This is a genomic window from Rhizobium sp. AQ_MP (genome assembly GCF_014237835.1).
Lineage (GTDB): Bacteria > Pseudomonadota > Alphaproteobacteria > Rhizobiales > Rhizobiaceae > Allorhizobium.
The window spans coordinates 264,261-279,081 of record NZ_JACJVI010000003.1 but is presented as its reverse complement, the minus strand read 5'-3'; the positions used below and the strand labels follow the sequence as shown (position 1 = coordinate 279,081).

The 14,821-nt window shown below is 61.6% G+C and carries 16 protein-coding genes; 6 read left to right on the top strand and 10 right to left on the bottom strand.

Annotated features, from left to right (window positions below):
- Positions 1-60 precede the first annotated feature (60 nt).
- Together H6M51_RS06995 and H6M51_RS06990 are read right to left on the bottom strand one after the other, a co-directional pair.
- On the bottom strand, positions 61-786 hold the full coding sequence (locus H6M51_RS06995) for a beta-ketoacyl-ACP reductase (protein WP_185809167.1): 726 nt from the start codon (positions 784-786) through the stop codon (positions 61-63).
- A gap of 149 nt (positions 787-935) precedes the next feature.
- Positions 936-2,117, bottom strand: coding sequence for an acetyl-CoA C-acetyltransferase (locus H6M51_RS06990; protein ID WP_185809166.1), 1,182 nt, complete (start codon positions 2,115-2,117; stop codon positions 936-938).
- A gap of 224 nt (positions 2,118-2,341) precedes the next feature.
- Between H6M51_RS06990 and phaR the strand changes: the two genes are divergently transcribed.
- The gene (phaR, locus tag H6M51_RS06985) at positions 2,342-2,920 is read left to right on the top strand and encodes a polyhydroxyalkanoate synthesis repressor PhaR (protein WP_185809165.1); all 579 of its coding nucleotides are present in this window, start codon (positions 2,342-2,344) and stop codon (positions 2,918-2,920) included.
- A 41-nt stretch (positions 2,921-2,961) separates the two neighbouring features.
- Here phaR and H6M51_RS06980 read toward each other — a convergent pair whose 3' ends face one another.
- From H6M51_RS06980 to mtgA, 4 genes are all read right to left on the bottom strand, one after another.
- Entirely contained in the window at positions 2,962-3,357 is a 396-nt protein-coding gene (locus tag H6M51_RS06980) for a hypothetical protein (protein ID WP_185809164.1), read from the bottom strand.
- 133 nt (positions 3,358-3,490) lie between these two features.
- On the bottom strand, positions 3,491-3,676 hold the full coding sequence (gene rpmF / locus H6M51_RS06975; protein ID WP_003543812.1) for a 50S ribosomal protein L32: 186 nt from the start codon (positions 3,674-3,676) through the stop codon (positions 3,491-3,493).
- 155 nt (positions 3,677-3,831) lie between these two features.
- A complete protein-coding gene (locus tag H6M51_RS06970) occupies positions 3,832-4,479 on the bottom strand; it encodes a glutathione S-transferase family protein (protein ID WP_185809163.1) in 648 nt (215 codons plus the stop codon).
- A 72-nt stretch (positions 4,480-4,551) separates the two neighbouring features.
- On the bottom strand, positions 4,552-5,307 hold the full coding sequence (mtgA, locus tag H6M51_RS06965; RefSeq protein WP_185809162.1) for a monofunctional biosynthetic peptidoglycan transglycosylase: 756 nt from the start codon (positions 5,305-5,307) through the stop codon (positions 4,552-4,554).
- Positions 5,308-5,430: 123 nt separating this feature from the next.
- Between mtgA and H6M51_RS06960 the strand changes: the two genes are divergently transcribed.
- From H6M51_RS06960 to H6M51_RS06950, 3 genes are all read left to right on the top strand, one after another.
- The gene (locus H6M51_RS06960; RefSeq protein ID WP_185809161.1) at positions 5,431-6,345 is read left to right on the top strand and encodes a polyprenyl synthetase family protein; all 915 of its coding nucleotides are present in this window, start codon (positions 5,431-5,433) and stop codon (positions 6,343-6,345) included.
- 1 nt (position 6,346) lies between these two features.
- The gene (hisC, locus tag H6M51_RS06955; RefSeq protein ID WP_185809160.1) at positions 6,347-7,402 is read left to right on the top strand and encodes a histidinol-phosphate transaminase; all 1,056 of its coding nucleotides are present in this window, start codon (positions 6,347-6,349) and stop codon (positions 7,400-7,402) included.
- Between the two features lie 63 nt (positions 7,403-7,465).
- Positions 7,466-8,098 carry a LysE family translocator gene (locus H6M51_RS06950; RefSeq protein ID WP_185809159.1) on the top strand — a complete coding sequence of 211 codons (633 nt, stop codon included), beginning with the start codon at positions 7,466-7,468 and terminating at the stop codon, positions 8,096-8,098.
- 54 nt (positions 8,099-8,152) lie between these two features.
- On the opposite strand, the gene H6M51_RS06945 is transcribed toward H6M51_RS06950, so the two are convergent.
- The 3 genes from H6M51_RS06945 to H6M51_RS06935 form a co-directional block, all read right to left on the bottom strand.
- On the bottom strand, positions 8,153-8,818 hold the full coding sequence (locus tag H6M51_RS06945; protein ID WP_185809158.1) for an OmpA family protein: 666 nt from the start codon (positions 8,816-8,818) through the stop codon (positions 8,153-8,155).
- 75 nt (positions 8,819-8,893) lie between these two features.
- Positions 8,894-10,159: a flavodoxin-dependent (E)-4-hydroxy-3-methylbut-2-enyl-diphosphate synthase gene (gene ispG, locus H6M51_RS06940; protein ID WP_185809157.1), complete on the bottom strand. Its 1,266-nt coding sequence runs from the start codon at positions 10,157-10,159 to the stop codon at positions 8,894-8,896.
- A 132-nt stretch (positions 10,160-10,291) separates the two neighbouring features.
- Positions 10,292-11,464, bottom strand: coding sequence for an MFS transporter (locus tag H6M51_RS06935; protein WP_407073563.1), 1,173 nt, complete (start codon positions 11,462-11,464; stop codon positions 10,292-10,294).
- A 224-nt stretch (positions 11,465-11,688) separates the two neighbouring features.
- Between H6M51_RS06935 and H6M51_RS06930 the strand changes: the two genes are divergently transcribed.
- Complete coding sequence (locus tag H6M51_RS06930; RefSeq protein WP_185809155.1) at positions 11,689-12,567, top strand: DMT family transporter; 879 nt, start codon at positions 11,689-11,691, stop codon at positions 12,565-12,567.
- Here the strand turns inward: H6M51_RS06930 and H6M51_RS06925 are convergent.
- Positions 12,549-13,712, bottom strand: coding sequence for a M20 aminoacylase family protein (locus H6M51_RS06925; RefSeq protein ID WP_185809154.1), 1,164 nt, complete (start codon positions 13,710-13,712; stop codon positions 12,549-12,551). The two genes, H6M51_RS06930 and H6M51_RS06925, sit on opposite strands and share 19 nt — an antisense overlap.
- A 136-nt stretch (positions 13,713-13,848) precedes the next feature.
- Here H6M51_RS06925 and H6M51_RS06920 point away from each other — a divergent pair, with 136 nt between their 5' ends.
- Entirely contained in the window at positions 13,849-14,484 is a 636-nt protein-coding gene (locus tag H6M51_RS06920) for a TetR family transcriptional regulator C-terminal domain-containing protein (protein ID WP_185809153.1), read from the top strand.
- The last annotated feature ends 337 nt before the right edge of the window (positions 14,485-14,821 follow it).

Below are 14,821 nucleotides of genomic sequence, written 5' to 3'. Positions count from 1 at the left end.
TTCCCAAGAACGAACAAGGCCGGCACAGGGCCGGCCTCCTGATTGGACACTCGCTGTTATCTACACGAAGAACTGACCACCATTGGCAGAGATCGTCGAGCCCGTGATGAAGCCGGCATCATCGGAGGCGAGGAAGACGACGCAGCGCGCGATCTCCTCGGGCTCGCCGAGGCGTCCCACCGGGATCTGCGGGATGATGCGCTCGTTCAGCACCTTTTCCGGGATGGCGCGCACCATTTCCGTGCCGATATAGCCTGGGCAGATGGCATTGACGGTGATGCCCTTGGCAGCACCTTCCTGGGCAAGCGCCTTGGTGAAGCCGAGATCGCCGGCCTTCGCCGCGGAGTAATTCGCCTGGCCCATCTGGCCCTTTTGGCCATTGATCGACGAGATATTGATGACGCGGCCGAAACTGCGGTCACGCATGCCGGTCCAGACCGGATGCGTCATATTGAAGAGGCCAGTGAGGTTGGTGTTGATCACCTCGTTCCACTGGTCCGGCGTCATCTTGTGGAACATGGCGTCCCGCGTGATCCCGGCATTGTTGACCAGCACCTCGACAGGGCCAAGTGCTGCCTCGACCGCAGCGATCCCGTCCACGCAGGCCTGATAGTTGGACACATCCCACTTGAAGACCGGAATGCCGGTCTCGGCTTCAAAGGCTTTCGCCTTTTCCTCATTGCCGGCGAAGTTCGCCGCAACCTTGTAGCCCGCATTCTTCAGCGCGATCGAAATCGCCGCACCGATACCGCGCGTGCCGCCGGTCACCAAAGCCACTCTGCTCATGCTGTCCTCCCCGTTCTTTTTCTATGGGTTCCCATCTGGATCGCCGTTACGGTTCCCGTCGCAGCGGCATGACTGACCCATCCCGGCGATGAACCGGGACAGGCACTGACGATGTTACTGGTGAGCCGGTCCCATCAGGACTGGCCGGATCAGAAGGACTCGAGGCACATGGCGACACCCATGCCGCCACCGATGCAAAGCGTGGCGAGGCCCTTCTTGGCCCCGCGACGCTTCATCTCGAACAGCAGGGTGTTGAGGATACGCGCCCCCGATGCGCCGACGGGGTGACCGATCGCGATTGCGCCGCCGTTGACGTTGACGATGGAGGTGTCCCAGCCGAGATCCTTGTTGACGGCGCAGGCCTGTGCCGCAAAGGCTTCGTTGGCCTCGACGAGATCAAGATCGGCGATCTTCCAGCCGGCCTTTTCCAGCGCCTTGCGCGATGCCGGGATCGGGCCCGTGCCCATGATCTTCGGATCGACGCCGGCAGTCGCCCAGGAGACGATACGCGCCAGCGGCGCGATGCCACGACGCGAAGCCTCGGCTTCCGTCATCAGCAGGGCTGCAGCTGCTCCGTCATTGATGCCGGATGCGTTGCCGGCGGTGACGGTCCCTTCCTTGTCGAAGGCAGGTTTCAGTTTCTGCATGCTCTCGAGCGTTGCGCCATGGCGGATGTATTCGTCCTGGTCGACGGTCACGTCACCCTTGCGGCCGGGCACGATGACCGGCACGATCTCATCCTTGAAACGGCCGGCAACCTGAGCCGCCTCCGCCTTGTTCTGCGAAGCCAGCGCGAAGGCGTCCTGCTCGTCGCGGGTGAGCTGCCACTGGCGGGCGACATTTTCGGCCGTCGTGCCCATGTGATAGCCATAGAAGGCATCGGTCAGGCCGTCCTTGATCATCGTATCGACCATCTTCAGGTCGCCCATCTTGGTGCCATTGCGCAGATGCGCGCAATGTGGCGCCATCGACATCGATTCCTGCCCGCCGGCGATGATGATCTTGGCATCACCCGTCGCGATCTGCTGCATGCCGATGGCGACGGCGCGCAGGCCCGAGCCGCAGAGCTGGTTGAGCCCCCAGGCGGTGGCTTCCTGTGGGATGCCGGCTTTCATAGCTGCCTGTCGCGCCGGGTTCTGGCCTTGGCCCGCCGTCAGGATCTGGCCAAGAATGACCTCATCGACCTCGGCCGCCTCAACGCCGGCACGCTCCAGCACGCCCTTGATGGCAATCGCGCCGAGATCATGGGCCGCGACGGAGGACAGCGCCCCGTTGAAAGACCCGACAGGGGTTCTTGCAGCGCTCGCGATGACGATGGACGGGGTGCTCATGGGCGTCTCCTCGGGTTTTGTGATTGAGAAGAAACTGACAAAGACTGCCGCCGGTGTCAAACAGGATAAACCCCCGCTTCTCGTTCTTTGGTTGCGCTTGCCTGTCTTTCGTCAATTGCCGATCCTGCATCGCACAAAGAGATTGTAACCGGACTGAATTTGCGCTTAGACTTGCTTCAGGGAAGAGCAAAAATAATCGAAAAACGACGGGTTAGGAGACAGAAATGGCCAAAGCCGATGGCGAAATCGTTATCAAGAAGTACGCCAATCGACGCCTCTACAACACCGGGACCAGCACTTATGTGACCCTTGAAGACCTCGCCAAGATGGTCAAGAAGGGAGAAGACTTCGTGGTGCAGGATGCAAAATCCGGCGAGGACATCACGCATTCGGTTCTGACCCAGATCATCTTCGAGCAGGAATCCAAGACCGGTAACACGCTGCTGCCCATCTCCTTCCTGCGCCAGCTGATCAGCTACTACGGCGACCAGATGCAGATGGTGGTCCCGAGTTTTCTCGAGCACTCGATGAAGGCGTTTACCGAGCAGCAGACGCAGATGCGCGAGCAGATGACCAAGGCCTTCGGTGATCATCCGCTGTCGAAGAATCTGCAGATGCCGATGCAACTCATGGAGGAGCAGGTCAAGCGCAACACCGAGATGTTCCAGCAGGCGATGCAGATGTTCTCGCCCTTCCTCGGCGGCCAGCAGCCGGCCAAGGAAACCAAGAAGGCGGAAGCCAAGGACATCGACGAGCTGAAGGAGCAATTGCGCTCTTTGCAGAACAAACTCGACAATCTCTGATGCATGCAAGGCCCCCGAGCGGGGCCTTTTTCATATGGGGATCAAAGTCCGATCGAGACGTCGCGCCCGGCCGCGCGATTGGAAATGGTGAAGCCCGCGACCACGTCGATGAAGGCGATCACCATCAGACTGAAGAAGAGTTGCGTCGCCGCTTCGCGCACCAGCAGGAACTCGACCAGAAACGCGATGAACACCAGCATGGACAGCATGTGGTTCATCAGCGAGCCGCGATTGCTGAGCGTTGCCTTAAGCACCTCGAAGAACAGCGCCACCAGCGCCGAGAGGATGACGAGATCTCCGAGCGTCATCGTCCAGATGGCGCCCGAGAGCATGGGAACCGTCATGATCACGCCGGCAAAGGCTGGAACTCCGCTCCCCAACATAACGGCATTGTAGAAGACGAGGGGCACGATCATCAGCGGCACGGCAATCAGCATGCGAAACCCTTCCTGGAATGCGATCCCGACCGAGACGAGCGTGATCCGCCGCGCAACTTAACTATGCCTGACCCAAAATGAAAAGGCCGGCGCATGCGCCGGCCCTTCGAAAAACCAAATCAATGCGCAGAGATTATGCGCTTTCCTTCGGCGTCAGAACCTGACGGCCGCGATACATACCGGTCTTCAGATCGATATGGTGCGGGCGGCGCAGTTCGCCGGAATTCTTGTCCTCGACATAGGTCGGGGCCTTGAGCGCGTCAGCAGAGCGGCGCATACCGCGCTTGGACGGGCTTGTTTTTCTCTTCGGTACAGCCATTTTCGTTACTCCACGTGACGGACAAAACAGGTTTAGCGGCCTCGATGAGGCCGGACAGAACCTGTCTCGATCTCGGAATTTGGCGGGCTTATACATGCCCGAAGTGGGTTTGACCAGTCCCCGGGACGATTTTTTCGAATCTAGGGCAGGCCCGTTCAGGCCTCGTCCTCCGGCACGATCCAGGCTTCCGCAAGGGCCGCCTCTTCCCAAGCAAGCCAGGCCCGATGTGCCCGCATCGCGTCCATGTAGGCAATCGTTTCTGGATCGCGCGTGAGATCATAGGCGCTGAAGCGATTGACCACGGGCGCAAACATCGCTTCTGCCGCCGAGAATGCGCCGAACAGGAAAGGACCGCCCGAGCGCTGCCGCATCTCCCGCCAGATCGCCTCGATGCGAGCGACGTCGGCCGCCACTCCCTCCGGCAGATCGATCGCCCTGACCGGCCGCCGCAGGTTCATCGGACAGGCGCTGCGCAAGGCGCGAAAGCCGGAGAGCATTTCCATCGAGATGGAGCGCGCGAGCGAACGGCTTTCGCGATCCGCAGGCCAGAGCCCCGCATCGGGGTGAAGCTCGGCCACATATTCGATGATTGCGAGTGATTCCCATACACGAACCGAGCCGTGATGCAGCACCGGAACCTTGCCGGTCGGCGAGAGCTCGTGAAACCGCGGATGGGTGGCGCCCGGTCCGAACGGGATCAGTTCCTCGCGAAAGGGAATGCTGGCGGCCGTCAGCGCGATCCATGGACGGAACGACCAGGAGGAATAGTTCTTGTTGGCAATGTAGAGGATGAGTTCGGTCATGATGTCTCCCGGTCGTCTGAGAAACGATCCTAACCGGATCGAGCCTGCCAAGACCAACGAAAGCTTATGATCTCAATCATAAAGACAGGTGATGTAATCGCCCGAGGCTCTTGCGCGCCTATCGACAACGCCGGCAAGCCGCTTCAATCCCGGGCCGGGCTTGCTGGCGACGCGATCGATCGGATTGGGCAGGGAAACGGCAAGAAGGGCTGCCTGCTGGCGGCTGAGTTTGGCGGCCGAGGTCTTGAAGTGATAGCGAGCCGCAGCCTCGATCCCGTAGATGCCGGGACCCCATTCGGCGACATTCAGATAGACTTCCATGACCCGCTCTTTCGGCCAGACGGCATCAAGCGCCAGCGCCAGCGGCAGCTCGAGACCTTTGCGAATGAAGGAACGACCATTCCAGAGGAAAAGGTTCTTGGCCGTCTGCATTGGGATTGTGCTGGCACCGCGCGTCGCCTCGCCTGCCATCGCGTCGTCGATCACGGACTGCAGTTGGTTCCAGTCGACCCCACCATGATTGCAGAACTGCCCGTCCTCCGACATCATCACCGCCCGGACGACATTCGGCGAGATATCCTCGAAATCGACCCAACGCCGGTCATAGCCCTGGAAGGTGGCAAGATCCGCCAGCATCAGGGTCGAGACAGGCCGCACGAAGTCGAGCCGATAGATGAGGATCAGGAGATAGGGCCCGAGCAGAAAGACGACGAGGGCAATCAGTAGGGCCCGGATGATCCGGGGCCGCAACCTCCGTTCTTCCGTCGGGACAAGCTGCTCGTTTCTCTCCAATGCCTCGACTTCCGGTGTCAACGAAGTTGGGTCCATGATCTGTGATGGACCCTCTTAGCGGTCCTCCCTCTAAATGACCAGTGTGGGTGCGCTGTTCCGCGCCATTCCCACGGTGAATTTCCCGTTGCCTGACAGGGGGCAGCGTGCCAAATAGCCCAGATGACCCAGAGCGCCGATGACTTTGAAAAGAGCCTGTCCGCCCATGCCGAGATCATCGAGGCAAGGCTCGCTGTCCTCCTTGATGCGACCCCGCGTCCGGCAGAGCTTGCACGGCCCGTCCAGCTGATCGGGGCGATGCATTATGGCGCACTGAACGGCGGCAAGCGCCTGCGCCCCTATCTCGTGATGCAGGCAACGCGGCTGTTCGGTGGAGTGGACGAGGCCGCCCTTCAGGTGGGCTGCGCCCTCGAATGCCTGCACAGCTATTCGCTGGTGCATGACGATTTGCCGGCCATGGACGACGATGACCTGCGCCGCGGCAAACCGACGGTTCACAAACAGTATGACGAGGCGACCGCCATCCTCGCCGGCGATGGCCTGCTGACCTATGCCTTCGACATCATCGCCTCCCCCGAAACACCGCTGCCCGATACGGCCAAGGTCGCGCTGGTGCTGGAACTTTCGCGCGCCGCCGGGATCGGCGGCATGGCGGGTGGCCAGATGCTCGATCTTGCCGCGGAAAAGGATCAGCCCGACGAAGGGGGTATCGTGATGCTGCAGGCGATGAAGACCGGCGCGCTACTTCGTTTTGCCTGCGAAGCCGGCGCGATCATCGCCGGTCGCACGGCTGACGATCGCGATCGCCTGCGCCGATTCGGCGAGATCATCGGTCGCGCTTTCCAGGTGGCGGACGACCTGCTCGACATCACGTCGGATGCCGCCACAATGGGCAAGGCGACCGGGAAGGATGCCGCCAAGGGCAAGGCGACTCTCGTCGGACTGAAAGGCACCGACTGGGCCCGCGCCGAGCTCGACCGTCTCGTGGCGGAAGCCAACGCCCTGCTCGATCCCTATGGCGCCAAGGCCGAGGCCTTGAAGGAAGCCGCCCATTTCATTGCCTACAGGAAGAAATAGTATGAGCCGTTTCTGGTCGTCTGCCGTTCACGCGCTGGAACCCTATGTCGCCGGCGAACAGCCGAAGATCCCGGGCCTGGTGAAGCTCAACACCAATGAGAGCCCCTATGGTCCCTCGCAGAAAGTGCTGGACGCGATCGCGGCTGCATCCGGAGAGCGTCTGCGCCTTTACCCCGATCCGGCCTCCACGACCCTGCGTGAGGCGATCGCAAAACGCTTCGGCCTGGCGCTGGACGAGGTTTTCGTTGGCAACGGTTCCGACGAGGTGCTTGCCTTCACCTTTGCCGGTCTCCTCAAGCATGACGCGCCGCTTCTGTATCCCGACATCACCTACAGCTTCTACAAGACCTATGCCCGGCTGTTCGAGGTGAAGGTCGAGGAGATCCCGCTGGATGATGCCTTGCGCGTTCAAATTGCCGACTACGACCGTCCCTGCGGCGCGATCATCCTCGCCAATCCGAATGCACCGACCGGCATCGCTTTGCCTCTCTCGGAAATCGAAAAACTGGTCGCTGCGCACGCGGACCAGGTCGTGGTCATCGACGAGGCCTATGTCGATTTCGGCGCGGAAAGCGCAGCAAGCCTTATCCCGCGATATGAAAACCTGCTCGTCGTCCAGACGTTCTCCAAGTCGCGCTCGCTTGCAGGCCTGCGCGTCGGCTTTGCGCTCGGCCAGCGGCCGCTGATCGAAGCGCTGGAGCGGATGAAGGACAGCTTCAATTCCTATCCCGTCGACATGCTCGCCCAGGCCGCCGCCAAGGCCGCCATCGAGGATGAGGCCTGGTTCGATGAGGCCTGCGGCAAGATCATCGCCAATCGCGATGTAGTGACGAAGGCGCTTGAAGCTCGCGGCTTCGAGGTCCTGCCGTCATCGACAAACTTCGTCTTCGCACGTCACCCCGCCCATCAGGGCGCGGATCTGCAGAAAGGTCTGCGCGAACGCGCGGTTCTTGTGCGCCACTTCAACAAGCCCCGGATCGCCGATTTCCTGCGCGTCACCATCGGCACGACCGAGGAATGCCATCAGTTTCTGAAGGCAATCGATCAAATCATCTGACGTGTGCAGATCGCCGCAAGCAATTAGTGTCCGGCTCATTGCAGACCAAGCCGGAGCCTTTTCGTGACCGTCATCCTTGAACACTGGCCGCAGGTCGTGGCCGCTTATCTCGTCTACCTCGTGGCGGTCCTGAGCCCAGGCCCGGCGACTATGGCAATTGCATCCGCTTCGCTCGGCCAGGGGCGGCGGCATGGCCTGACAATCGCCGCCGGCATTTTCTGCGGGTCGATGACCTGGGCGATAGCCGCCTCCCTGGGCCTCGCAGCAATCCTCTCCCAGTATGCGCAGGCACTGGTGGTCATGCGCATCCTCGGGGGGCTTTATCTGCTGTATCTCGCCTGGCGTGCCTTCCGCTCCGCCGCCAGCAAGATCGATCCGCTTTCCGTCTCCAAGGCAACGGCGAGCCTCAAGCGCACCTTTCTCATGGGCTATGCGATCCACCTGACAAACCCGAAGGCGATCTTCGCCTGGCTCGCCATCATCTCGCTCGGCCTGCCAGAGGATGCGACGCCGCTAGCTGTCGCCATCATCGTCTGCGGCTGCCTCGCGACGGGCTTCACGATCTTCACGGGCTATGCACTGCTCTTTTCCACGCCGGGGGCCCTGCGGATCTATCGCGCGGCGCGCCGTTATATCGATGGAACGCTGGCGGTCCTGTTTGCGACAGCAGGCGCCAAGATGCTGACCTTCCGCTGAAACGAAAAAGGCGCCGCACGGATGCGACGCCTTGAATCCCTTGGATCGAAGACCTCAGCCCTGGGTGAGCGGCGAGATCTGGATTTCGACGCGGCGGTTCTGCGCGCGGCCATCCGGGGTCGCGTTGGACGCAATCGGCTGGTTCGGGCCGAAGCCGACAGCCGAAACACGACGCGGATCGATGCCCTGGCTGTTGAGATAGCCGGCAACCGACATCGCACGGCGCTCGGACAGACCCTGGTTGTAGCCCGGGCTGCCGGTCGAATCGGTGTGGCCGTTGATATCGATCAGGGTACGGTCGAACTTGCGAAGCACGATCGCGACCGAGTTCAGCGTCGGATAGAACTGCGGCATGACCGCGTCCTGATCAGTGTTGAACGTGATGTTGGACGGCATGTTCAGGATGATGCGATCGCCGACGCGGGTCACCGAGATCCCGGTACCCTGCAGCTGTGCGCGCAGCTCGGCTTCCTGCTGGTCCATGTAGTTGCCGATCGCACCGCCCGCGAGCGCACCGATGCCGGCACCGATGAGGGCTGCGTTGCGGCGGCCTTCCGGCGAGCCGCCCACCGCAAGACCACCAAGCGCACCGACGGCAGCACCAAGTGCCGCGCCGCCCGCCGTGTTGGACACCTTCTGCTGGCCCGTATAGGGATCGGTCGTGGTGCAGGCACTCAGATAGGTCGCGCACAGCGCGAGAATGGCGATCTTCTTGATCATGCTCGGTGTCCCTCCAGGATTCGGCTGATAATCCGTCAACCGTGAAATTGCGGCAACAAAAAGTTGGCCGCAAGCTCACTCCGCCGCCGACTTCCGACCATAGCGCTTCTCGATATAGTCCGCCACCAGCGCCTCGAAATCGGCTGCGATATTGGGACCGCGCAGCGTCATCGCCTTCTGGCCGTCGATGAAGACGGGGGCAGCCGGGTTTTCACCCGTCCCCGGAAGCGAAATGCCGATATCGGCATGCTTGCTTTCGCCGGGACCGTTGACGATGCAGCCCATGACGGCGACGTTCAGCCCCTCGACACCGGGATACTTGTCGCGCCAGACCGGCATGTTCTTGCGCAGGTCGTCCTGGATCTTTTGGGCAAGTTCCTGAAAGACGGTCGAGGTCGTGCGACCACAGCCCGGACAGGCGGCAACGACGGGCACGAACTGGCGGAAGCCCATGACCTGCAACAGTTCCTGCGCCACCTGCACTTCGCGGGTCCGGTCACCGTTCGGCTCGGGGGTCAGCGACACGCGGATCGTGTCGCCGATACCATGCTGCAGCACGTAACCCATGGCCGCCGAGGAGGCGACGATGCCCTTGGAGCCCATACCGGCCTCGGTCAGTCCCAGATGCAGAGCATGGTTCGAGCGCTCGGCGAGCATCGAATAGACGGCGATCAGGTCCTGCACCTGGCTGACCTTCGCGGAGAGAATGATGCGGTTGCGCGGCAACCCGATCTCTTCGGCGAGTTCGGCCGATAGAAGTGCGGATTGCACGATCGCCTCGCGCGTCACCTGACGGGCCGACAGCGGCGAGCCCTGTGCGGCGTTTTCGTCCATCAGCCGCGTCAGCAACTCCTGATCGAGCGAGCCCCAGTTGACGCCGATCCGGACGGGCTTGTCGTAGCGGATCGCCATCTCGATGATCTCGGCGAACTGCTTGTCCTTCTTGTCCTTGAAACCGACATTGCCTGGGTTGATGCGATACTTGGCGAGCGCCTCGGCACAGGCAGGATGATCGGCGAGCAGCTTGTGGCCGATGTAGTGGAAATCGCCGATCAGCGGCACGTCCATGCCGAGCCTCAGCAGCCGCTCGCGGATCTTCGGCACGGCTGCGGCACTCTCGTCACGGTCGACGGTGATGCGCACCACCTCGGAGCCAGCCTTGTAGAGCGCGGCAACCTGGGCAACGGTCGCGTCGATGTCAGCGGTGTCGGTATTGGTCATCGACTGGACGACGACGGGCGCGCCGCCACCGATAATGACACCACCCACTTCGACCGCAACCGAGGAACGGCGCGGCTTGGGGTCAAAGGCATCGGCGGGATGGATCAGGGGTGCGGTCATGGCTGGTTCTCTGCAAGCCTCAATCGCCATGGAGGTGGATCAAAGCCGTTCGCTTGTCAACCGAAAGACACAGGGACACGATCACATGCGCGCGTGTGCGGCAGCCTCGATGCCCCCGCACACGCCTTGTTTTCAGTGCCCAGCCGCCCGGTCGGCATGGCGGGCAAGCCCGGAAAGGGCGAGCACGACGATGAGCAGGGAGGGGATCGCCGTATAGACGGTCGAGAGTGAGGTGAATTCCGCGACGAAACCGATCAGCGAAGGCGCAAACAGGATCCCCGAATAGCCCATGGTCGTGACCACGGAGAGACCGACACCCGGCGCCAGCCCCGGAATGTTGCCGCCTGCCGAAAAGGCGATCGGCACCATGTTCGAGATCCCGATCCCCGTGATCGCAAACCCGATAAGGGCGAAGGTCACGTTGGTCGATTGTCCCGCCATGACAAGACCGATGATCGCCGCCACACCGCAGAACCGCAAGGTGTTGACCGCCCCGAACCGATCACGGATGAAGTCGCCCGCAAATCGGCAGACGGCCATCGTGAAGGAGAAAGCGGCAAACGCGAAGCCCGACAACTCCGTCGATGCATTCAGCTCGTTGCGCAGATAGAGCGCGCTCCAGTCCAGAACGGTGCCTTCCGGGATCATGGAGAACAATGCAATGGTGCCGATCAGCCACGGCAGCGGCGTCATCGGCAGCTTCGCCTTGACCGGCTCTTCACTTGGATGCGGTGCATCGGCCAGGATCATCGGCCGGGCAACAAGAAAGAGCGCGACACAGACAGCCGCGAGCAACAGCACGTGCCCCATGACTCCAAGTGAGGCGATCAGGAAACCACCGGTCGCTGCCCCACAGAGACCGCCGAGGCTCCAGAAGGCATGGCAGGAGGACATGATCGAGCGGCGCATGTTGCGCTCGACTTCGACGGCATTGGCATTCATCGCCACGTCCATCGCTCCGGTCAGCCCGCCGAACAGGAAGATCGCGACCGCCCCGGTCCAGATATTGTCGACCAGCGTCACCAGCACGATCGTCGGAATGAAGAGCAGCGTGGCCACCTCCACGACGCGCCGCGAGCCATAGCGGGCGATCTGCATGCCGGCGATCGGCATCAGCACCAGCGAACCGACGCCAAAGACGAAGATCATCACGCCGAGCATTAGTTCCGTCAGGCCGAGTGCCTGCGAGAAGAAGGGGATCTTCGGGGCCCAGGCACCGATGACGAGACCATTGAGGAAGAACAGCAGCGCGACGGCCGCGCGCTCCTTCGTTACGATCGGCGCCGGTGTGGCTGGGGAAGTCATGCTCTGTGAAATGTCGTTCATATCCTGCTCCCGTGGTGGGGCCGCACTTTAGTTAAATCGATTTAGTCGGCAATCGCCCTTGCGCGCACCAGCTGTAAATTTTTGTTTCGCGTGACAACAGTATCGAACCACATGCAGCTGGTTGACATGGCAGCGTCAAGCTCCGACACATGGGGCGTAATGCGCGCTCCGGTTCGGGGCACTTCATCCGAAAGATATCTCCCGTGAAAACCGCAGTCGGCGCTGGCATCCTGCTTTCCAGTCTCGCCTATTTCCTCTTCGCCATGCATGACGCCATGATCAAGCTGCTGGTGGAGAGCACGACGGTCTGGCAGATCCTGTTTTGCCGTAGCATCGCGATCCTGCTCGGCTGCTACATTCTCGGTGGTCGATCGCTGGCCGTCGAGACGGTCAAGTCGCCTGCGCTGCGCCCCATGATGCTGCGCAGCCTCTTCCTGCTCGCCGCCTGGCTTTGCTACTTCAACGCCGCCAGGCATCTGCCACTTGCAGACCTTACCACGCTCTATTTCGCCGCGCCGATCGCCGCGATCCTGCTGGCCATTCCGATCCTCGGTGAAAAGGTGCCGATGAGCAGCTGGATTGCTGTCTTGACCGGCTTTGCCGGCGTGGTGATCGCCAGCAATCCGACCGGCATGGCCACCGGCTGGCCGGTCTATCTCGCGCTGGTCGCCGCCGTCTGCTGGGCCATTGCGACGACGCTCCTGCGCACCACCAGCCAGAGCGCCAGCAGCATGGTTCAGATGACGATGACCAATGTCTTCTTCCTGGCACTGACGACCCCGATGGCGCTTGTCTCCTGGACCATGCCGAGTGGACCGAGCCAGATCCTGCTGCTCGCGGTCGGCGTGATCGGGGGCATTGGCCAGCTCAGTTACTTCGAGGCTCTGCGCCGCGCGCCGATTTCGGTGATTGCACCGCTCGAATACACCGCCCTCATCTGGGCCTTCGCGCTGGGCTATGCCATCTGGCAGGAAGTGCCCGGCCCCAATGTTTGGGCCGGCGCCGTGCTGATCGCCGGCGCAGGCCTCATCATTCTCTTTGCCGAGCGCCGTCGGATGCCGGCTCAGGACCTCGAAAGATAACGTTCGGCAAGCTCCACCCAGAAGGTGGTACCGACGGGCAGGATGTCATCGTTGAAGTCGTAGCGCGGATGATGCAGCGGCGGATCGTTGGGCGTGCGCTGCGTGCCCAGGAAGAAATAGGTGCCCGGCCGCTTGGCAAGCATGTAGGCAAAGTCTTCACTGCCCATCATCGGACGGGCGAGATCATAGACCTTCTCCTGCCCGGCAAAGCTGACGGCGAGATCGCGGACGAAATCGGTTTCCGCCTTGTGATTGATTGTCGGGTCATAACCGCGCTGGTAGTCGATGGTGACGCCCATCCCGTAGCTCGCTGCCTGCCCCTCGGCCACGCCACGGATGCGCTGCTCCAGCTGGTCCCGCACTTTCGGATCGAAGGACCGGATCGAGAGCACCATCTCTGCCCGCTCCGGAATGACATTGCTTGCGGCACCCGCATGGAACCCGCCAACGGTGATCACGGTCGGGTCGAGCGGATGGATGTTGCGCGAAACGATCGTCTGCAGCGCCATGACGATGGACGCGCCACAGACGATTGGATCGGCCGTCGACTGAGGCTCGGCACCATGACCGCCGCGACCATTGACGGTGATCTTGCACTCGTCCACGGCGGCCATGATCGGCCCCTCGCGTAGCGCGATGTGACCGAAGGGGATTTCCGGATCGTTATGCAGCGCAAAGACGGCATCGCAGGGGAAGCGCTCGAACAGACCATCCTCGATCATGATCCGCGCACCGCCGAAATTCTCCTCGGCCGGCTGGAAGATGAGATGAATGGTGCCATCGAAATTCCGCCGCTCGGCCAGGATCTTGGCCGCCCCGAGAAGCATGGCCGTGTGGCCGTCATGCCCGCAGGCATGCATCACTCCGGGGATCTCGCTGGCATAGGGAAGCCCGGTTTCCTCAAGGATCGGCAGGGCATCGAAATCGGCACGAATGCCGATGCTGCGATCACTGCTGCCGTTCCGAAGGGTCGCGACCACGCCGGTCTTGGCAAGCCCCCGGGTGACCTCATAACCAAGCGCCGTCAGCTGTTCAGCGACGTAGTCCGAGGTCTTGAACTCCGACAGACCGATCTCCGGAAACCGGTGCAGATGGTGGCGCGTTGCGAGCACTTCGGCCATCACATTGGGAGCGTGGATCGTCATGGGTTTCACCTCTCGGCATCTGCAGAACAGTTCTTGGAGGCGCGGACTGTTGCACTTGCCGCCCGGTTGTTCAACCGTGTAAAATGTCGCCTCGACGGCAGAAGCGCTGCCCTATTTGCCTGGCTGGAGTTGCCGCATGACACGACGCACGTTCCAGCGTGCCGGGGAAGCCGAGCGTCGAAAAGACCTGATAGCCGCGACGCTGGACAGCGTTTCGGAGCACGGTCTGGAAGGTGCGACGGTCCGCGACATCGCCGCCAGAGCCGGTGTGACCGGCGGTTTGGTCCGGCACTACTTTTCCGGCAAGGATGAGATGATCCAGGCGGCCTATCGCGAGATGCTGGCAGGAATGACCGGCACTGCGATCGATGCCATGAGGGGGGCGGATGCGGATCCGCGCAGGCGATTGCGGGAGTTCATCGTCGCCAATGTCAGTCCGCCCATTGCCGATCCCAAGGCCTTGTCCCTATGGGCCGCGTTCATCGGCCGCGTGCGATCAAACGAGGACCTCGCGCGGATCCATCGGGAAAACTACCTCGTTTTCATTGGCATTCTTGAGGATCTCATCCGGGCTGTTCTCTCAACGCGGCAGCAGAAGCCGCCATTTGCGGAGGTGCGTCATCTGGCAGTCGCAATCAACGGCCTTATTGACGGTCTGTGGCTGGAGAATTCCCTCGCGAGCGACCTTTTCGATGAGCGACGCCTGCCGCAGATCGCACTGGACGCTGTCGAGGCGATGCTCGGTGGTGTGTCCCTGGAAGACGATGATTGAGGCTTGCAGAAGGGGAGCCGGACAACACCTTGCCATGCAGATGTTTGGGATCTGGTAACCTCACCGACAGATCGACTGTGCCTATGCTCGCATGCGCAGGACAGGCACACACTTCAGGCGCGTAAGCCACTTGGCCAGTGACTTGAAATAAGGCATAAAAACGCCAATTCACCTGCCAGCATGCGAAAGTCGTACTGAGAGTGTAGCCGCCGCCGCTTATCGTCGTATTACGGCCTTTTTCTGCCCCGATTGTTGGTCAACAGCCCAATTTTGTGCAATGAGGCGCGACGGTGAAGACCGGGTCGGTCCAACCACAACGGCTTTTCATTAAACCACC